Annotated in this window: 17 protein-coding genes; 10 read left to right on the top strand and 7 right to left on the bottom strand. The window is 71.8% G+C overall.

Annotated elements, in window-relative coordinates:
* Positions 1-92: 92 nt before the first annotated feature.
* Positions 93-1,283: an elongation factor Tu gene (gene tuf / locus ABZ953_RS38855; protein ID WP_361734183.1), complete on the bottom strand. Its 1,191-nt coding sequence runs from the start codon at positions 1,281-1,283 to the stop codon at positions 93-95.
* A gap of 317 nt (positions 1,284-1,600) precedes the next feature.
* Positions 1,601-2,311: a DNA alkylation repair protein gene (locus ABZ953_RS38850; RefSeq protein WP_361734181.1), complete on the bottom strand. Its 711-nt coding sequence runs from the start codon at positions 2,309-2,311 to the stop codon at positions 1,601-1,603.
* 49 nt (positions 2,312-2,360) lie between these two features.
* On the opposite strand from ABZ953_RS38850, the gene ABZ953_RS38845 reads away from it, so the two are divergent.
* The 5 genes from ABZ953_RS38845 to lnt all read left to right on the top strand — a co-directional run bounded on the left by ABZ953_RS38845 (position 2,361) and on the right by lnt (position 7,207).
* A complete protein-coding gene (locus tag ABZ953_RS38845; RefSeq protein WP_361734179.1) occupies positions 2,361-3,107 on the top strand; it encodes a TVP38/TMEM64 family protein in 747 nt (248 codons plus the stop codon).
* 275 nt (positions 3,108-3,382) lie between these two features.
* On the top strand, positions 3,383-4,255 hold the full coding sequence (locus tag ABZ953_RS38840) for an undecaprenyl-diphosphate phosphatase (RefSeq protein ID WP_361734177.1): 873 nt from the start codon (positions 3,383-3,385) through the stop codon (positions 4,253-4,255).
* A 264-nt stretch (positions 4,256-4,519) separates the two neighbouring features.
* Positions 4,520-4,699 carry a hypothetical protein gene (locus tag ABZ953_RS38835; RefSeq protein WP_361734175.1) on the top strand — a complete coding sequence of 60 codons (180 nt, stop codon included), beginning with the start codon at positions 4,520-4,522 and terminating at the stop codon, positions 4,697-4,699.
* A gap of 96 nt (positions 4,700-4,795) precedes the next feature.
* Positions 4,796-5,302 (top strand): nuclear transport factor 2 family protein, encoded by a 507-nt coding sequence (locus ABZ953_RS38830; RefSeq protein WP_361734173.1) that lies wholly within the window; start codon positions 4,796-4,798, stop codon positions 5,300-5,302.
* A gap of 147 nt (positions 5,303-5,449) precedes the next feature.
* The gene (gene lnt / locus ABZ953_RS38825; protein WP_361734171.1) at positions 5,450-7,207 is read left to right on the top strand and encodes an apolipoprotein N-acyltransferase; all 1,758 of its coding nucleotides are present in this window, start codon (positions 5,450-5,452) and stop codon (positions 7,205-7,207) included.
* On the opposite strand, the gene ABZ953_RS38820 is transcribed toward lnt, so the two are convergent.
* A complete protein-coding gene (locus ABZ953_RS38820) occupies positions 7,131-8,036 on the bottom strand; it encodes a Gfo/Idh/MocA family oxidoreductase (protein ID WP_361734187.1) in 906 nt (301 codons plus the stop codon). The genes lnt and ABZ953_RS38820 overlap by 77 nt on opposite strands.
* 415 nt (positions 8,037-8,451) lie before the next feature.
* Here ABZ953_RS38820 and ABZ953_RS38815 point away from each other — a divergent pair, with 415 nt between their 5' ends.
* From ABZ953_RS38815 to ABZ953_RS38805, 3 genes are all read left to right on the top strand, one after another.
* Positions 8,452-9,189 carry a VCBS repeat-containing protein gene (locus ABZ953_RS38815; protein WP_361734169.1) on the top strand — a complete coding sequence of 246 codons (738 nt, stop codon included), beginning with the start codon at positions 8,452-8,454 and terminating at the stop codon, positions 9,187-9,189.
* A 217-nt stretch (positions 9,190-9,406) separates the two neighbouring features.
* Complete coding sequence (locus ABZ953_RS38810; protein WP_361734185.1) at positions 9,407-10,030, top strand: LuxR C-terminal-related transcriptional regulator; 624 nt, start codon at positions 9,407-9,409, stop codon at positions 10,028-10,030.
* 139 nt (positions 10,031-10,169) lie between these two features.
* On the top strand, positions 10,170-10,820 hold the full coding sequence (locus ABZ953_RS38805; RefSeq protein ID WP_361734167.1) for a DUF4255 domain-containing protein: 651 nt from the start codon (positions 10,170-10,172) through the stop codon (positions 10,818-10,820).
* Positions 10,821-10,825: 5 nt separating this feature from the next.
* On the opposite strand, the gene ABZ953_RS38800 is transcribed toward ABZ953_RS38805, so the two are convergent.
* Together ABZ953_RS38800 and ABZ953_RS38795 are read right to left on the bottom strand one after the other, a co-directional pair.
* Complete coding sequence (locus tag ABZ953_RS38800; protein WP_361734165.1) at positions 10,826-12,229, bottom strand: hydrolase; 1,404 nt, start codon at positions 12,227-12,229, stop codon at positions 10,826-10,828.
* A gap of 31 nt (positions 12,230-12,260) precedes the next feature.
* Complete coding sequence (locus ABZ953_RS38795; protein ID WP_361734163.1) at positions 12,261-13,514, bottom strand: FAD-dependent monooxygenase; 1,254 nt, start codon at positions 13,512-13,514, stop codon at positions 12,261-12,263.
* A gap of 123 nt (positions 13,515-13,637) precedes the next feature.
* On the opposite strand from ABZ953_RS38795, the gene ABZ953_RS38790 reads away from it, so the two are divergent.
* Together ABZ953_RS38790 and ABZ953_RS38785 are read left to right on the top strand one after the other, a co-directional pair.
* Positions 13,638-14,231, top strand: coding sequence for a TetR family transcriptional regulator (locus ABZ953_RS38790; RefSeq protein WP_361734161.1), 594 nt, complete (start codon positions 13,638-13,640; stop codon positions 14,229-14,231).
* A 153-nt stretch (positions 14,232-14,384) separates the two neighbouring features.
* A complete protein-coding gene (locus ABZ953_RS38785; RefSeq protein WP_361734159.1) occupies positions 14,385-14,918 on the top strand; it encodes a hypothetical protein in 534 nt (177 codons plus the stop codon).
* Positions 14,919-14,939: 21 nt separating this feature from the next.
* Here ABZ953_RS38785 and ABZ953_RS38780 read toward each other — a convergent pair whose 3' ends face one another.
* Both ABZ953_RS38780 and ung read right to left on the bottom strand, forming a co-directional pair.
* Complete coding sequence (locus ABZ953_RS38780; protein WP_361734157.1) at positions 14,940-15,428, bottom strand: hypothetical protein; 489 nt, start codon at positions 15,426-15,428, stop codon at positions 14,940-14,942.
* Positions 15,429-15,608: 180 nt separating this feature from the next.
* Positions 15,609-16,292: a uracil-DNA glycosylase gene (gene ung, locus ABZ953_RS38775; RefSeq protein WP_361734155.1), complete on the bottom strand. Its 684-nt coding sequence runs from the start codon at positions 16,290-16,292 to the stop codon at positions 15,609-15,611.
* Between the last annotated feature and the right edge of the window lie 134 nt (positions 16,293-16,426).

Genomic DNA, 16,426 nt, shown 5'->3' with positions numbered 1-16,426 from the left:
GCTCTCCCGATGTGGCGTGAGTGGCCGCCGGGGGGCCGGGGGGCCCGGGCCGCCCCGGCCGCCCGTGCCAGGCGGTCGGGCCGACTGCTCCGTCAGGCGACCCCGGTCACGGTGCCCGCGCCGAGGGTGCGGCCGCCCTCGCGGATCGCGAAGCCGAGGCCGGTCTCCAGCGGTACGTCGCGGCCGAGTTCGACCGTCATCGTGACCGTGTCGCCGGGCCGGGCCACGGCCGCATCGCCGAGGTCGACGTCGCCGACCACGTCCGCGGTGCGGATGTAGAACTGCGGCCGGTACCCGGTGGCGATCGGCGTCCTGCGGCCGCCCTCCCGCGCCGACAGGACGTAGACCTGCGCCGTGAAGCGCCGACGGGGCGTGACGCTGCCGGGCGCCGCGACGACATGGCCGCGTCGTACGGCGTCGCGGGGCAGGCCGCGCAGCAGCAGTGCCACGTTGTCCCCCGCCTGCGCCTCCTCCATCGGCTTGCCGAAGGTCTCCAGGCCGGTGACCACGGTCTCCGTGTGCGCGCCGAGGACCTCCACGCGGTCCCCGAGGCGGACGGTGCCGCGCTCGACGGCGCCGGTGACGACGGTGCCGCGGCCGGTGATGGTGAGCACGTTCTCGACGGGCAGCAGGAACGGCGCGTCGAGATAGCGCTCGGGCATCGGCACGTACGTGTCCACCGCGTCGAGCAGCGCCTCGATCGCCGACGTCCAGCGTGGCTCGCCCTCCAGGGCCTTGAGCCCGGAGACGCGTACGACAGGGACCGAGTCCCCTCCGTACCCGTGCGCGGAGAGCAGGTCGCGGACCTCCAGCTCGACGAGGTCGGCGAGTTCGGCGTCCTCGCCGTCGCCGACCGCGTCGGCCTTGTTGAGGGCCACGACGATGTGGTCGACGCCGACCTGCCGGGCGAGCAGCACGTGCTCGGCGGTCTGCGGCATGATCCCGTCGAGCGCCGAGACGACGAGGATCGCCCCGTCCAGTTGCGCCGCGCCGGTGACCATGTTCTTCACGTAGTCCGCGTGGCCCGGCATGTCCACGTGCGCGTAGTGCCGGGTGTCCGTCTCGTACTCGACGTGCGCGATGTTGATGGTGATGCCGCGCTGCGCCTCCTCGGGCGCCCGGTCGATCCGGTCGAAGGACACGTACTGCGTACCGCCTCCGGCGCCGCGCTCGCTGAGGACCTTGGTGATGGCGGCGGTCAGGGTGGTCTTGCCGTGGTCGACGTGGCCCATGGTGCCGATGTTCAGGTGCGGTTTCGTGCGGACGTAAGCCGTCTTGGACATGGTGGTTCCTTCTCCGGAACTCGAAGCTGTTCTCCCGGTCCCGCGGCGTGCGTGCGCGCGGTCGGGACGGGGACCCCGGGGCCCGACCGACCCTCCCCCTGCGGGGTCCGCCGGAGTGTCCGGGGAGGGTCAGCTTCGGATGCCGTCGAAGGCGGCGGCTGCGAGGGCGGCAGCCTTCGCAGCGCCCGCGACTGCGGGCGTGGCTGCGAGGAAGGCGTACCGGAACATGGACTGATCCTCACCGAAGGAAAAGCCCACGTCGAATCATTTTCGCGAACCGCGCGAACCGTGCGCCCGGGGAGCGGAGTTGCGGAGAGTCAGACGTTCTTCAGTGCCTCCCGCACGGACAGCGGCGACAGCCTGCCGCGCTCCCGCTCCACGAAGTCACGTACGGCCTCCGGGTCGGTCTTGGCGTACTCCCGCAGGCACCAGCCGATCGCCTTGCGGATGAAGAAGTCGGGGTGGCCCGACTGGCGCACGCAGTAGGCGAAGAGGCGCTCGACGTCGGTCGCCGACTTGTGGCGCAACTGGTGGAGGAGGGCCGTGCGGGCCACCCACAGGTCGTCGTCCTCGATCCACTCGTCCATGGCGGTCCGCAGCTCCGGCTCCGCCGCGACCAGTCCGCCGACGACGTGCGCGGCGAGCGCGTCGACCGTGTCCCACCAGGAGCGCGTGGTGACGAGGCGGCGGGCGACGGGCAGGAAGCCGGACGAGCACCGCCGCACATGGCGGCGTAGGTAGTCGACGGCGAAGTAGGCGTATTCGCGCTCGGGCAGCTCCCAGCAGCGCAGCGCGATCGCCGTGCAGTCCCTCTCGTCGGGCCGCGGAGTGCCGGCCAGGACGGTGCGGGACAGTTCGCGGCGCACCGGAGAGGTCAGGCCGAGGAAGGGAGCGATGTCCCTCATATACGCCCTCATCTGCGCGGCCCGTCCCGGATCGGCCGCCTGCGAGTAGCTGGTGACGAGCCGTTGGAGGATCTCGTCCGCCAGCTCACTGCTCGGCGTTCGTCGCGGGACTGTGACGCTCATGAGACGCACCATACGGCGATCAGACACATGTTCCGGATACTCTTCCCGGATGTTCGAGACCGCTGCCACCCGTCCGCAGGGCTTCGCCGTGCGCTGCGCGAGAGCACTGCTCTCGCCGTGGTCGCGGCTGTCCCTGCTCGTGGTGCTACTGGCCGCGGCGGCCACATCCGTCCTGCTCTTCGAGCCGCAGCGGCTCCTCTCCGACGGCTGGCCCGCCCAGCTGGGCGGAGCCACGGCGGTAGCCCTGTTCGCCGTGGCGTACGGGGTGTGCACCGCCGCGTTCGTGCCGCGTCCGCTGCTCAACCTGGCGGCGGGCGCCCTCTTCGGCTCCCAGGCGGGTCTCGTCGCGGCGATCGCCGGCACGGTCTTCGGCGCCGGGATCGCCTTCGGACTCGGCCGGATGCTCGGCCAGGACGCGTTGCGGCCGCTCCTGCGGGGGCGCTGGCTGAAGGCCGTGGACGGTCAGCTCAGCCGGCACGGTTTCCGGTCGATGCTGGCGGTGCGGCTCTTCCCCGGCGTGCCGTTCGCCGCGGCCAACTACTGCGCGGCGGTCTCCCGCATGGGCTGGCTGCCCTTCCTGATCGCCACGGGCCTGGGGTCGATCCCGAACACGGCCGCGTACGTCATCGCGGGCGCCCGCGCCTCCACGCCGACCTCGCCCGTCTTCCTGGTCGCGATGGGGTTCATCGCGGTGACGGGCCTGGGCGGGGCGGTGGTGGCCTGGTTCAAGCGGCACCATTTCCGCGACCGCGAGGCCGCGTCCGCCCGGCCTTCCGAGCGGGACGACAGCCGCTGAAGCGCGGTCGCGGGCGCCCGGGTGGTCTACGACGGACCCTGCGGCGGGCCCTGCGGCACAGCCCACGATCGGCCCTCCCACCGTCTCGTAACCCAGGACCGCTACGCTGCCCCAGAACGGGGGACGTGATCATCCCTCGCGCACCGGCGTTCCGACCCGCACGCCCCCGCAGTCGCCCCGCAATCGCCTTTCGGCCACGCCTCAGTCACGCCCCCCTATGACCGCTACGACCGCATCCGCGGTCTGATGATCAGTACTTGGACGGCGCAGTTCTCATGTCTTGGCTTGAATCCTTCATCCTCGGACTCGTCCAGGGACTGACCGAGTTCCTCCCGATCTCTTCCAGCGCGCACCTGCGGCTGACCGCGGCGTTCGCCGGCTGGCACGATCCAGGGGCCGCGTTCACGGCGATCACTCAGATCGGCACCGAGGCGGCGGTCCTGATCTACTTCCGCAAGGACATCGCGCGGATCCTGTCGGCGTGGTTCGGCTCGCTCTTCGGCAAGGTGCCGCGCTCGGACCACGACGCGCAGATGGGCTGGCTCGTCATCGTGGGCTCGATCCCCATCGGCGTACTCGGCGTCACGTTCAAGGACCAGATCGAGGGCCCCTTCCGCGACCTCCGGCTGATCGCCACCACGCTCATCGTGATGGGCATCGTCCTCGGCATCGCCGACCGCCTGGCGGCCCGCGACGAGACGGGCGGCAAGCACCGCGCCGTACGACGCCGCAAGGACCTGCGGGAACTCGGCGTCAGGGACGGCCTGATCTACGGCATCTGCCAGGCGATGGCCCTCATCCCCGGCGTCTCACGCTCGGGCGCCACCATCAGCGGCGGCCTCCTCATGGGCTACACCCGTGAGTCCGCGGCCCGCTACTCGTTCCTGCTCGCGATCCCCGCCGTCCTCGCGTCCGGCGCGTTCGAGCTGAAAGACGCCAGTGAGGGGCACGTCTCCTGGGGCCCGACGATCTTCGCCACGATCATCGCCTTCATCGTCGGCTACGCGGTCATCGCCTGGTTCATGAAGTTCATCACCACGAAAAGCTTCATGCCGTTCGTCTACTACCGGATCCTGCTCGGCATCGTCCTGATCGCCCTCGTGGCCACCGGCGCCCTCAGCCCGCACGCGGGGGAATCGGCGGGCTGAGACGCCGCCACAGGCGCGTCCGCGCAGATGTCAGGACTGGGGACGGCTTCCGTGGTTGGCCGCGTGCTTGCGGCGGGCCTTCTTCTTGCGGCGTCGCTTCGAGGACATCTCGCCACCCCTTTCCATGGAGAAACAGGCATTTTCGCTGTTTTCCACCGTTCCATACGGGTCTGCGGATGGCGACCCGGGCGTGGCGATCACATGGAGCAGGTGTGCGGTAGCTGACAGTTCCGAATGTCGTAGCCATCCCCTAGGGTTGACGTCATGCCCTTAACCCCTCCGCCTCATGGCGCCGTGCGGTCTTCCTCCGAACTGAACGAGCGGATCCGCGACCTGTGGCTGCGCACCGGCAGCAGACTCAGCACCGACCAGCGCAGGGAGTATGCGCAGCTGGTGACCGAGTGGGCTGCCGCGGTCCGCGAGGAGATGGTGAAAGCGGCTTAGGGCCTGATCCGAACGACAGGCCCTGAGGCCTGATCCAGAGGAATGGCCCTGGGCGCGCCCCTTGGCTCGGCACCCTCCATGCCCAACACTGAGCCGATGACGCAGCGCGTGGAACTCGCCGCCGTGATGGACCGGTTGGCCATCGATGCCCTCATCACCGAGTACGCGGTGGCCGTCGACGACGGCGACTGGGATGCCTACCGACAGCTGTTCGCCCCGGGAGGGGGCGCCGACTACCGCTCCGCGGGCGGGATCGAAGGAGAAGCCGACGCGATCGCCGCCTGGCTGGCGGAGACGATGCGGCTCTTCCCCATGCGCCAGCATCTGGTCACCAACCGCAGGCTGGAGTTCGGCACGCTCGACCAGGACACCGGCGACACCGCGCACGTGCAGGCCGACTACGTGAACCCCATGCGGTTCGCCGACCGTCCCGGTGCCGTGTCGGAGCCTTCGACGGCGCCGGACTTCGTCTGCGGCGGCCGCTACTCCTTCGCTCTTGTGCGTACGCACGGCGGCTGGCGGCTGCGCCGGGTGGTCGTCACGGAGAAGTGGCGTCAGCTGGCCGGTGAGCGGCAGCAGCGGGAGCCGGCCTCCGGTATGTGACAGAGCAGGTGACCGAGCGGGTGACCGGGCAGGTGACCGGGCAGGTGACCGAGCGGGTGACAGAGCGGGTTCCGCCCACTGTCCTAGATCGTCCGTGGCGCGCACACTGGTGGCACGACCGGGCGTCGGGGCCGAGGGAGGCGCTGCATGGATCTGTTCGGCGACGACCGGTGGGAGCCGCACCGGCGGCGCGCCGCACGGCTGCTCGCGTCACCCCGGTGGCGCGGCGCCCTCGCCGTGGCGGCCGGGGCACTGCCCGCCCTGGCGTTCCCCGCACCCTCGCTGTGGTGGTTCGCGTACGTCGCCCTCGTACCGTGGATGCTGCTCGCCGCGTCGGCCCCCACCGGTCGGCGGGCCATGCTCGACGGCTGGCTGGGCGGCCTCGGTTTCATGGTGGCCGTGCACCACTGGCTGCTGCCGAGTCTGCACGTCTTCACGGTCGTCATCGCCGCTCTGCTCGGCCTGCTGTGGGCACCCTGGGGCCGTCTTGTGCGCCGGTTCCTGGGCGGCACACCGGCACCCGGACGTGCCACGGCCGCGCTCGTGGTGCTGCCGTCGGGCTGGCTGATGGTCGAGCTCGTCAGGTCCTGGGAAGGGTTGGGCGGGCCGTGGGGTCTGCTCGGCTCCAGCCAGTGGCAGGTGGCGCCCGCGCTCCGGCTCGCCTCGGTGGGCGGGGTGTGGCTGGTCAGCGCGCTGGTCGTGGTCGTGAACACGGGTGTCGCGCTGCTGGTCGTGGCCGTGCGCACCACGGCTTCGCGGACCTCCCTGCGTACGACGACGTCGCGAATATCCGTGCGGACGACGCCCTGGATCACGGGCCCGCGCTCGTCCACCTGGAGCGCGCCCCGGGCCACGGGCGGACCCTTCGCCGGATTCCTCGCGCCCCGGCCCCTCTCCCCCGTCGCTCCCGCCGTCGCGGGCATCCTCGCCGTGGCCGCCGCCACCACGGCCGCGTGGGCCTGGGCCCCGCGCCCCGAACCCGCCGGACGCGTCCGGATCGCCGTCGTCCAGCCCGGTGTCATCGGCGGCGCCGCGAGCGCCGACCGACGCCTCGCCCGGGAGGAGGAGCTGACCCGCACGCTGAAGGGGCGGGCCCCGGACCTTGTCGTCTGGGGCGAGAGCAGCGTCGGCTTCGACCTGGCCGACCGGCCGGACGTCGCGCGCCGGATAGCCGCGCTGTCCCGCGAGGTCGGCGCGGACATCCTCGTGAACGTCGACGCGCGCCGCTCCGACCGGCCCGGCATCTTCAAGAGCTCCGTCCTGGTGGGCCCGGAAGGACCGACCGGCGACCGCTACGACAAGATGCGGCTGGTGCCCTTCGGGGAGTACGTCCCGGCCCGCTCCCTGCTCGGCTGGGCGACGTCGGTCGGCAAGGCGGCGGGCGAGGACCGCAGGCGCGGTGACCGGCAGGTGGTGATGGACGTCGGGCACGACCTGCGGATCGGGCCGCTGGTCTGTTTCGAGTCGGCGTTCCCCGACATGAGCCGCCGGCTCACCCGTGACGGCGCCCAGGTACTCCTCGCGCAGTCGGCCACCTCGTCGTTCCAGTCCAGCTGGGCGCCCCGTCAGCACGCCTCGCTCGCGGCGATGCGGGCCGCCGAGACGGGGCGCCCCATGGTGCATGCCACGCTGACCGGCGTCTCGGCGGTCTACGCCCCGGACGGTTCGCGGGTCGGCTCGCCGCTGGGCACCTCGGCGAGCGCGGCCGCGGTGTACGACGTACCGCGGGGCTCGGGGGTCACGGCGTACGTACGGTGGGGCGACTGGACCGTGCACGCCGCGATCGCCGTACTCGTGGTCATGTGCGCGGCCGAGGGGGCACGGGCCCTCAGGCGGCCTGCTCCCGAGCGGCCCGGACCACGCGCTCGCACAGCTCATGGGTCGCCAGTGCGTCCCGGGCGCTGAGCACCTTGCCGACGCGCACGGCGTCGACGAAGGCGAGCACCACCTGCTCGATGCCGCGCTGGCGTGCCACCGGCACCCAGTCACCGCGCCGCCGCACGCTGGGCTGGCCCTTGTGGTCGACGATCTCGGCCAGGTTGATCACCTGCCGCTTGGCGTCCTGGCCGGAGACCTCGAGGATCTCCTCGGCCGAACCGCTGAGCCGGTTCATCATGCCGATCGCGGTGAACCCGTCACCGGCGAGCTGCAGCACGACGTGCTCCATGAGGCCGTCGACGACGCGGGCCCGCACGCCGACGTGGTCGATCGGTCCCGGTGCCAGGAAGCGCATCGTGTCGACGACGTGGATGAAGTCGTCGAGGACCAGCGTGCGCGGGTCCTCGGGCATCCCGACGCGGTTCTTCTGCAGGAGGATCAGCTCGCGCGGGTGCTCGGCGCACTGGGCGTAGCCGGGCGCGTGGCGGCGGTTGAAACCGACGGCGAGGCTGACGCCGCGGTCCTCCGCGAGCTGCACGAGACGCTCGGATTCGGCGAGTTCGTACGCGATCGGCTTGTCGACATAGGTCGGCACGCCCGCTTCGACGAGCCGGGTGACGATCTCGGGGTGCACGGCGGTCGGCGCGTGCACGAAGGCGGCGTCGAGGTCCTGGGCGAGCAGGGCGTCCAGGTCGGTATGGCAGCGGGAGTCCGGGATGTGGTGGGTGGCGGCGACCCGGGCGAGGGTCGCCGGGGTGCGCGTCTGCAGGTGCAGCTCGACCCCGGGCAGGGTGGTGAGCACCGGCAGATACGCCTTCTGCGCGATGTCGCCGAGTCCGATACAGCCGATCTTCAAGTCCCGGTGTGCGCTGGTATCCACCGCTTTGACCTCGTCATTCGTGGAGTAATTCGTGGGTGAATCGTGAGTGATTCGTGGGTGATACGTGGGTGATTCGTGGGTGATACGTGGGGTGAGCAGAGTCTTCTGGCGAAACTCTCCCATGACACCGGCCGTCCCAAGGCCCGCCGCGTCCCAGTTCCGCGTTCCAGGCGGCTCGCGTTCCCCCTGGTCAGAGGCCATTCCGGCATTCCAGTGTCCCCAATCGACCGGTATTCCTGGCCGTTGGGGCAGGGCACCCCACAAGCTCAAGTCGTGCTCATCCGGGCATCCCCCGCACCTCGTTTGCAAGACGACCCCCGTACCGGGGTGCGGGGGGGGCATTCCGGTACTTCAGCACAGCTCAGCAGAAACCACATGGGGAGTTCGTTACATGCTTCGCAAGCGCTCACGTCTGATCGCCGCACCCATCGCGGCTGTCGCCCTGACCCTCACGGTCGCCGGTTACCAGGCCAGCGCCGCCGGGTCGGCGGACTCCGACAGCGCGGGACGCTCCGCTCGTGCGGCGGGCCCGTGCCTGTCCGGCGCCACGACGCTGCTCGGCGACCTCGACGGCGACGGCCGCCCGGACAAGATCATGAATCCCGGGCACACCGGCACCAAGATGACCGTTCAGTGGGGCACCGCGAGCGGTTCGTACGGCACCAAGCACTCCGTCGGCAAGCTGCTCGGCGCCAAGCCGGGCGAGGTCGCGACCGCCGCGGTCGCCGACTTCCAGAAGGACGGCAAGCTGGACATGGTCGTCAACCTCGTCACGCCGTCCGGTGGGGACGACCCCGCCGACTCGCGCGTCGCCGAGTACCGTCCCGGTCCGCTCAAGCGCGCGAACCTCAGCTCGGCCCGCGCCCGCCACCTGGACATCGGCGAGGCCCGCGAGGTCAAGCAGCTGCGGATCGCCGACTACGGCGGCGACGCCTACCCGGACCTCTCGACCCTGGTCAACGGCGGCGACGGGGTGTGGGAGCGCAGCGTGCGCCTGACGAAGGCGAGCACAGGACCCGGCGCCTACAACGCCGACGACGAGCAGAAGTACGGCGCGAGCGGCACCCCTGCCGAGCCGCCGGCCATGCCCAGCGGCGGTTGGAAGCACTTCTTCAAGTCCTGCTCCTGACCTGACCCCCACCGGGTGCCGTCGGCCCACGGGTCCACCGGACCGACGGCGCCCGGCCCAGGGGCTGGAGCCCCGGGGCTGAACCGCCAGAGCACGATCCCCCCGCACGATTCCCCGTCAGAGACCAGAGGAAGTTCGCGTGTCCAGCTCGCCCCCGGCCCTCGTGGCCCTCGCCACCACCCCGGCGCCGGTCGTCCCCACCCGCCCCGCGCCCGCCCTGCCGAAGACGAACCGGGTCCGGGTCTCCGTGACCGCCCCGGACCCCATCAGCCGCGAAGGCGTCCTCAGCCAGCTCCGTAGGCACCCCGAGATCGACCTGTCCGGAGACTCAGGACCCGCCACGGTCGCCCTGATCGTCGAGGACAACCTCGACGAGGCCGCACTCACCCGGCTGCGGCGGACCGTACGCAGTGAGGGCGCTCGTGCGGTGCTCGTCGCGGGTACGGTCCGGGAGCACGAGCTCCTCGACGTCATAGAGTGCGGGGTCGGCGCCATCGTCTGGCGCCGCGAAGCGACCGCCCAGCGCTTGGTGCACGCGGTGCTGACCGCGGCCAAGGGCGACGGTGATCTCCCCGCCGACCTGCTGGGCCAGCTCATCGGCCAGGTGCGGCGCCTGCACCGGGGCGGCGACGACCAGCCGGGGTACTTCCTGAGCTTCACCAAGCGTGAGGTGGACGTGGTGCGGCTGGTGGCCGAGGGGTTCGACACCTCGGAGATCGCCATGAAGCTGTCGTACTCCGAACGCACCGTCAAGAACGTGATGCACGGCCTCACCACGCGTCTGCACCTGCGCAACCGGGCCCACGTGGTGGCGTACGCCCTGCGTGAGGGTTACATCTGATCAACTGATCGGTCCTGGCCCCGGAGGAGCACGATCGGCGACAGGGCCGCGACCAGTCGGCACAGAGATACATCGAGACACACAGGACACATAGGACACACAAGCCGCACAGAGACACTCGGCAGGCGGGAGCACGAGGGTGATCCATGAGGTGGACGACGTTCTCAAGGGCCTCATCGGCGGCGGTGCGCTGACCGGGTCCGGCATCGACGTCTCCTTCGACGTGCCCACCCGGGACTGGGCGGCCCGGCGCAACGCGCCCGTGGTCAACGCCTACTTGTACGACATCCGGGAGGACGTCTCCCTGCGGCAGCGCGGCCACTCCGCAGTGCGCGACGAGCGCGACATCGTCGTGCGCCGTCGCCGTCCCCCGCGCTGGTTCCGGCTCTCCTATCTGGTGACGGCCTGGACGAAGACTCCGCAGGACGAACACCGGCTGCTGTCCGCCGTACTCGCGACGCTGCTGCCGCACGAACTCCTCGCCGCCCAGGAGCTTCCGAGCTCACTGCGAAGGCTCGGGTTCTCGGTGCTGATGACGGTCGCGGGCAACCCGTCGGAGGCCCGTTCCCTCGCCGACATCTGGTCCGCGCTCGGCGGCGAGCTCAAGCCCTCCCTGGACGTCACGGTGACCGTGCCGTTCCCTGCCTACCCCGACTACGACGCGGGGCCCCCGGTCACCGAGGGCGCGACGGTCCGGGTGGGCGATGTCGACAGCGGCACGCCCCGGATCGAGGAGCGCGCCCACCGGACCCACCCGTACCGGACCCACCCGTACCGAACCCTCCCGTAAAGCCGTCACACGGTGAAGCGGACCGCCTGGAGCGGGAGGTTCAGCTCCATGGGGCTCCCGTGGTACTTCCACTGGCCGGGGTCCGTGCACACCTCACCCATCCACTCCCTTTCCGTCACGAAGGCGTCGCTGCAGACGGAGCCGTCGTTGACCTTGTACGTGAAACCCTGCAGGGCGGGGTCGGTCTCCTCGGTGCTGCCGAAGTACATGTCCTTGCCGTCGTCCTCGGCCGACCACGGGATCCCCTTGCGCCATCCCTCGCTCACGAAGGCGCCGGTGCCGGTGACGCCCTGGGTGCCGGTCACCGCGATGTCGAGCGACTTGATGGGCGTGCCCTGGCCGGCCGCGCCCGCCTCAGCGCCGTCGCACACGGGGTCCTGCCAGCCGTCGCCCTCGACGAACGCGCGGTAGCAGATGTGGCGGCCTTCGCTGCTCTCGGCGAGCTCGCGCACCGCGTCGGCCGCCGTCTTCTCCTCGGGCTCTTCCTCGCCTCCGCCGCCGCCGCTGCCACCGCCGCCTCCGCCCTCCTCGTCCTTCTTCTCGTCCCCGCCGGACTCCTTGGGCGCCTCCTCGGACTTCTCGGGCTCGGGCGGCGCGCTCTTCGAGGGCGGGGGCGGGCTGTCCGGCTTGAGTGGGCCGCCCTGCTCCAGCTTGTCCCGGGCCTGGGTCCGCATCTCCGGCCGGTTCGACATCCAGATCGTCACGAACGCGATGGTCAGTGCGATGACCACGCCGAGCACCGCGGTCAGCCAGCCCGGGAAGACCCCGCGCTGCACGAAGACGCCGTCCACGTTCACGGGCTCGCTGCCGGAGCGCCGTACGGCCAGCGCGTAGGGCTGCTCCTTCTTCGACCCGAACCAGGTGACCTGCCGGGGCCGCAGCGTCGCCTTCACGAACGCGGCCCGGCCCGGCTCGATCTGGACGTTGCCGGGCTGCAGGTCGTACGACAGCTGATCACCGGTGTCGGCGCCGCCGAGCGACGCGGTGACCTTGGTGTTGCCGATGTTGTCCACCGCGACCTGCGGCCGTCCGCGGAACCAGCCCTTCACCGTCGGCGGCACCAGCTCGGCGCGCACCTCGGTGAAGGGGGTGACGGTGAGGTGTCCCTCGGCGACGACGACGGCGCCCCGGTGCTCCGCGGGCGTGATGCGCACCGCGTACGGGTGCGGTCCCGCGAGCGCGTCGGGCGTACGGGGCGGCGCGAACGTCAGCTCCACCGTGCCGGTCGTCCCCGGATAGAGCCGCAGCACCGCCGGCTCCGCCGTGGCCCAGGGGGCGAGATCGCCGACCGGTTCGAAGCGGTACTCGTCGACGATGTCACCGGTGTTGCGCACTCTCAGCCGCACCGTGGTGCTGCTGCCGGGGTCGACGGTCGCGGAGGCGGGTTCCAAGGAGGTCCAAAGGCTCACGCCATGACGCTAGGAGATCCCGCACAGTCCGTCAGGAGACCACCGGGCAGACCCGCTTGCCCCCAGGGGCGGCGGCGCTGCCCTCCGGTTCCCGGACGCCTCGCGGTTCCGGCGACGGGATCTGTGGCGGACGCCAGTCGGTGACGGCGGACAAGCTGCGCAGGACGGCGTCCGGGGCGAGCCTCGTCACCGTCGAGACGAGGGCGTCGCGGGCGGCGACGGCCGGGGCGGCGGTCAGGTGCGTGAGACGGGAGACCCGCGCCGCCCTGCGGACGATCTCCGTGGTCCGTGGGACGCGCGCCGCGCTGTAGGCGGCCAGGCGCGCGGTGAGGTCGACGCCCGGCGTCGCGTGGTGGGCCAGGACGACGGCGTCCTCGATCGCCTGGTTGCCGCCTTGCCCGAGGCTCGGCGTCATGGCGTGCGCGGCGTCGCCGATGAGTGCGACGCGGCCCCGGTGGTGTTGCGTGAGGGGCGTGGCCAGGTGGCCGACGTCGTTGCGCAGGATGCTCTCGGCGTCGGCGGCGGCGATCAGCCGCGGGATCGGGTCGTGCCAGTCGCGGAACCGGCGCTCCAGTTCCGCCTTCTCGCTGTCGGGCGCCTTGCCGCCTTGTGGGACACGGGCGGTGGCGTAGGCGTAGACCCTGCCGTCCTTCAGTGGCTGCGATCCCCATACGCCGCCGCGGCCCCAGGTCTCGTGCGGCGCGAAGGTCCTTTCGGGGGCCGGGACGACGAGCCGCCAGGCGGTGAAGCCCGCGTACACGGGGCCGGGGTGGGCCGGGAAGAGGGCCGTGCGCACGGCTGAGTTGATGCCGTCGGCGCCCACGACGAGATCCGCCTCGATGTCACCCTCGTCGGTGGTGACGACGGCGCGGCGGCCCGCGGTGCCCGCGTCCGTGAGACGGGCCCGGGTGCCGGTGTGCAGCGCCCCCTCGGGCAGCGCGGCGACCAGCAGGCCGACGAGGGTCGCGCGGTGCAGCATCACCAGGGTCCCGCCGTACGCCGACTGCGTCTCGGCTGCGCTCGTACGCACCAGCCAGCGGCCGTTCCGGGCCCGTACGCCGCCGTCGCCCTGCCAGGCCGCCAGGGCGCGCACCCGGTCGCCGAGGCCGAGGACGTCGAGGGCGCGTTGGCTGTTGGGGGCGAGGCCGATGCCTGCGCCCACGGGCTCCAGGGAGGCGGCGCGTTCGAGGACCGTGACGCGCCATCCGGACTCGTGCAGCCCGATGGCGGCGGCGAGTCCGCCGATGCCACCGCCGATGACGACTGCGTGAGGCTGCTGGTTCATGGCTCCTCCTCCGGGACGCCGCACGCGGCCGCCGCGTGCGCGCCGCTCACCCCTTCACTACGGGTGTAGTGGGCGACGGGAAGACCGTACTACATGTGTAGTTCGGCAGGTAAGGTTTTCGCCATGTCCGTACGCAGCACGGGGACTCCCCGCACCGAAGTCATCGCCGACGCCGCTCTCGCCCTGCTCGCGGAGCGCGGCATGCGCGGCCTCACCCACCGGGCCGTCGACGAGGCGGCAGGGCTGCCCCAGGGCTCCACGTCCAACTACGCGCGCACCCGGCTCGCCCTCCTGGAGGCGGCGGTACGGCGCCAGGCCGAACGCGAGGCCGATGTACTCAACCCCGCCGAGCTGCCGGACCCGGCAGCCGGCCGCGACCGGCTGGCCGCAGGCCTTGCCCTCGCCCTGCACCGCTACCTGACCGGCGACAACCGCCAACTCCTCGTATCACGCTACGAGTTGGCCCTGGAGGCGACCCGCAGGCCGGAGCTGCGCGCCTACTACGACGCGGCCGGCGCCCAGTTCAGAGAACCCCTGGAGGCCCTGCTCCGCGCCGCGGGCTCCCCCGCCCCCGAGCTCCACACGCTCTCCCTGGTGGCGTGGTGCGACGGCCTGATGTTCTCGTGCGTGGCGGGTTCGTACCACGCCACGGCGCCTGCCCTGGAAGAGCTGCAGAGGGGCGCGGGGGAGCTGCTGCGGGGGATGCTGGGCGACTGACGGGGAGTCTCCGGCGCCGGAGAGAAGCAGCGGGTGCCACGCCGCGCACGCCCCCCGCAGCTCCCGGCCGCCCCGGCCCCTTCCGTCACCCGTGCGGGGCACGCACGCGGACTTGCCGCGCCAATGGGCGGCGTGGGCAGCAGAGTTGTGCGGGTGCAACGATCGTCCGCCACCGCCGCGCTCCTCATCTCCGTGGTCGTCTCGGCCGCCGCCTCGGCCGCTGTCTCCGGCTGCGTGAGCGTCGAGCGGCCCGCGGGGGCCGGGCCCGTCGCGGCCACCGCGACACCGCCCGCGCCCCGCACCGCCGGGCCGAACCGGCCGCGGGCGGTGCAGGCCCCGGCCCGTGAGGCACTGGAGCGCATGGACCCGCCCCGGCATACGGCCTCCCGGCGGGCCGACCCTGAGTCCGACCCCGACCCCGACCCCAACCCCGCCTCCGGCCTCGATACCGGCCCCGATATCGGGCCGCCGACGCCACCGCCCGGCCCCGCGCACCCGGCGCCCCCACCCGCGGCCCCGGCCCGCAGGCCCCCCGCACCACGCCCCGACGCGGGAGCCACCCGCCCCGCCCCGAGGGCGACGCCCGCCGCCTCCGGCGCGGATGTGTGCGCACTCGGCGAGGCGTACGGGAGATGGCGGCCGGGCAGTCCCGAAGCCGTCATCTGCCGCAGGACGTACGGCCGTTGAGCGGCTCGGTGACCCTCAGCCCTACTCCTCCTCGCTCCCCTCCCCCACCTCGGCCGTCAGCCTCGCGATGGCCTCTTTGATGCCCTTGCCATAGCCGTCGTCCCCCAGGGCGCCCTCCGCGCCGCGGGCCCGGCGCAGGTGGCTGCGGGCCGCTGCCGGGCGGCCGAGCTTCGCGTAGTCCGCGGCGAGGTTGAGGTGCAGGGAGGGGTAGAAGCCGCGTACGGCCGGCGACCGGTGGTGTTCGTTCAGGCGCTCGTCCGTGAGCTCGTCGGCCGCCGACAACGCCCGCAGGTCCCAGGACAGTTCGTCCGAGGGATCGACCTGTGTGTCCGCCATGTAGTGCGCGAGTGTGCAGCGGTGCAGCGGGTCGCCGTTCTCACCGATCTCCCCCCACAGGCCGAGGAAGCGGCCCTGCGCCTCCTCGCGGTCGCCGCCGTGGTGCAGCATGACCGCCTGCCCGATGCGGGTCATCATCGCGTCCTCCGCCGTCTGCTCCTGCTGCTCCGTCACCGGGTCCTCCGTGGTCGTACGGCCGTCGCCCCCATCCCTCACGACGCTAGCGGCCACCACCGACAATCGCGGTCAGGCACGTTCGGACGCGGGGCGCACGCCCGTGGCGCTGGGCCAGGCCGGTGACGCGCCCGGCCGCCCCGCCCCGGAGTCGTCAGCCGATGGCGTCAGGCGATGGCGTCAGGCGATGTCCGGGATCCGCCAGTCGATCGGCGCGTGTCCCTGCGCCGCGACCGCGGTGTCGATCTGCGTGAAGGGATGGGAGCCGAAGAACTTCTTCGCGGAGAGCGGCGAGGGGTGCGCGCCCTTCACCACGACGTGCCGCTCCTCGTCGATGAGGGGGAGCTTCTTCTGGGCGTAGTTCCCCCACAGGACGAAGACGGCCGGGTCGGGGCGGTCGGCCACCGCCCTGATCACCGCGTCCGTGAACTTCTCCCAGCCCTTGCCCTTGTGGGAGTTGGCCTCGCCCGCGCGGACCGTGAGCACCGCGTTGAGGAGGAGGACGCCCTGCTGGGCCCACGGCATCAGATAGCCGTTGTCGGGCACGGGGTGGCCGAGCTCCTCCTTCATCTCCTTGTAGATGTTCCGCAGCGAGGGAGGGGTCTTCACGCCGGGGCGCACGGAGAAGCAGAGACCGTGCCCCTGCCCCTCTCCGTGGTACGGGTCCTGGCCGAGGACCAGGACCTTCACCCCGTCGTACGGCGTGGCGTCCAGGGCGGCGAAGACCTCGTCGCGCGGCGGATAGACAGGCCCCTTCGCCCGCTCCTCCTCGACGAACTCGGTGAGCTCCTTGAAGTAGGGCTTCTGCAGCTCCTCGCCGAGGACTCCGCGCCAGGACGCGGGCAGCATGGCGATGTCGGTCACGTCAACAACCTCCGGTGTGCGGTCACTTCTCACCACAGAACCTAATGGGCAGTGAAGGGACGGCACGAATCAAGCCCTAATGGGCAGTGAAGGGACGGCACGAATCAAGCCCTACACAGAACCAGCGGCTCTGA

Origin of the sequence: Streptomyces sp. NPDC046465 (assembly GCF_040646035.1) — a bacterium.
In the GTDB taxonomy this organism is placed as follows: Bacteria; Actinomycetota; Actinomycetes; order Streptomycetales; family Streptomycetaceae; genus Streptomyces.
This window is presented reverse-complemented; position numbering and strand designations above follow the sequence as displayed.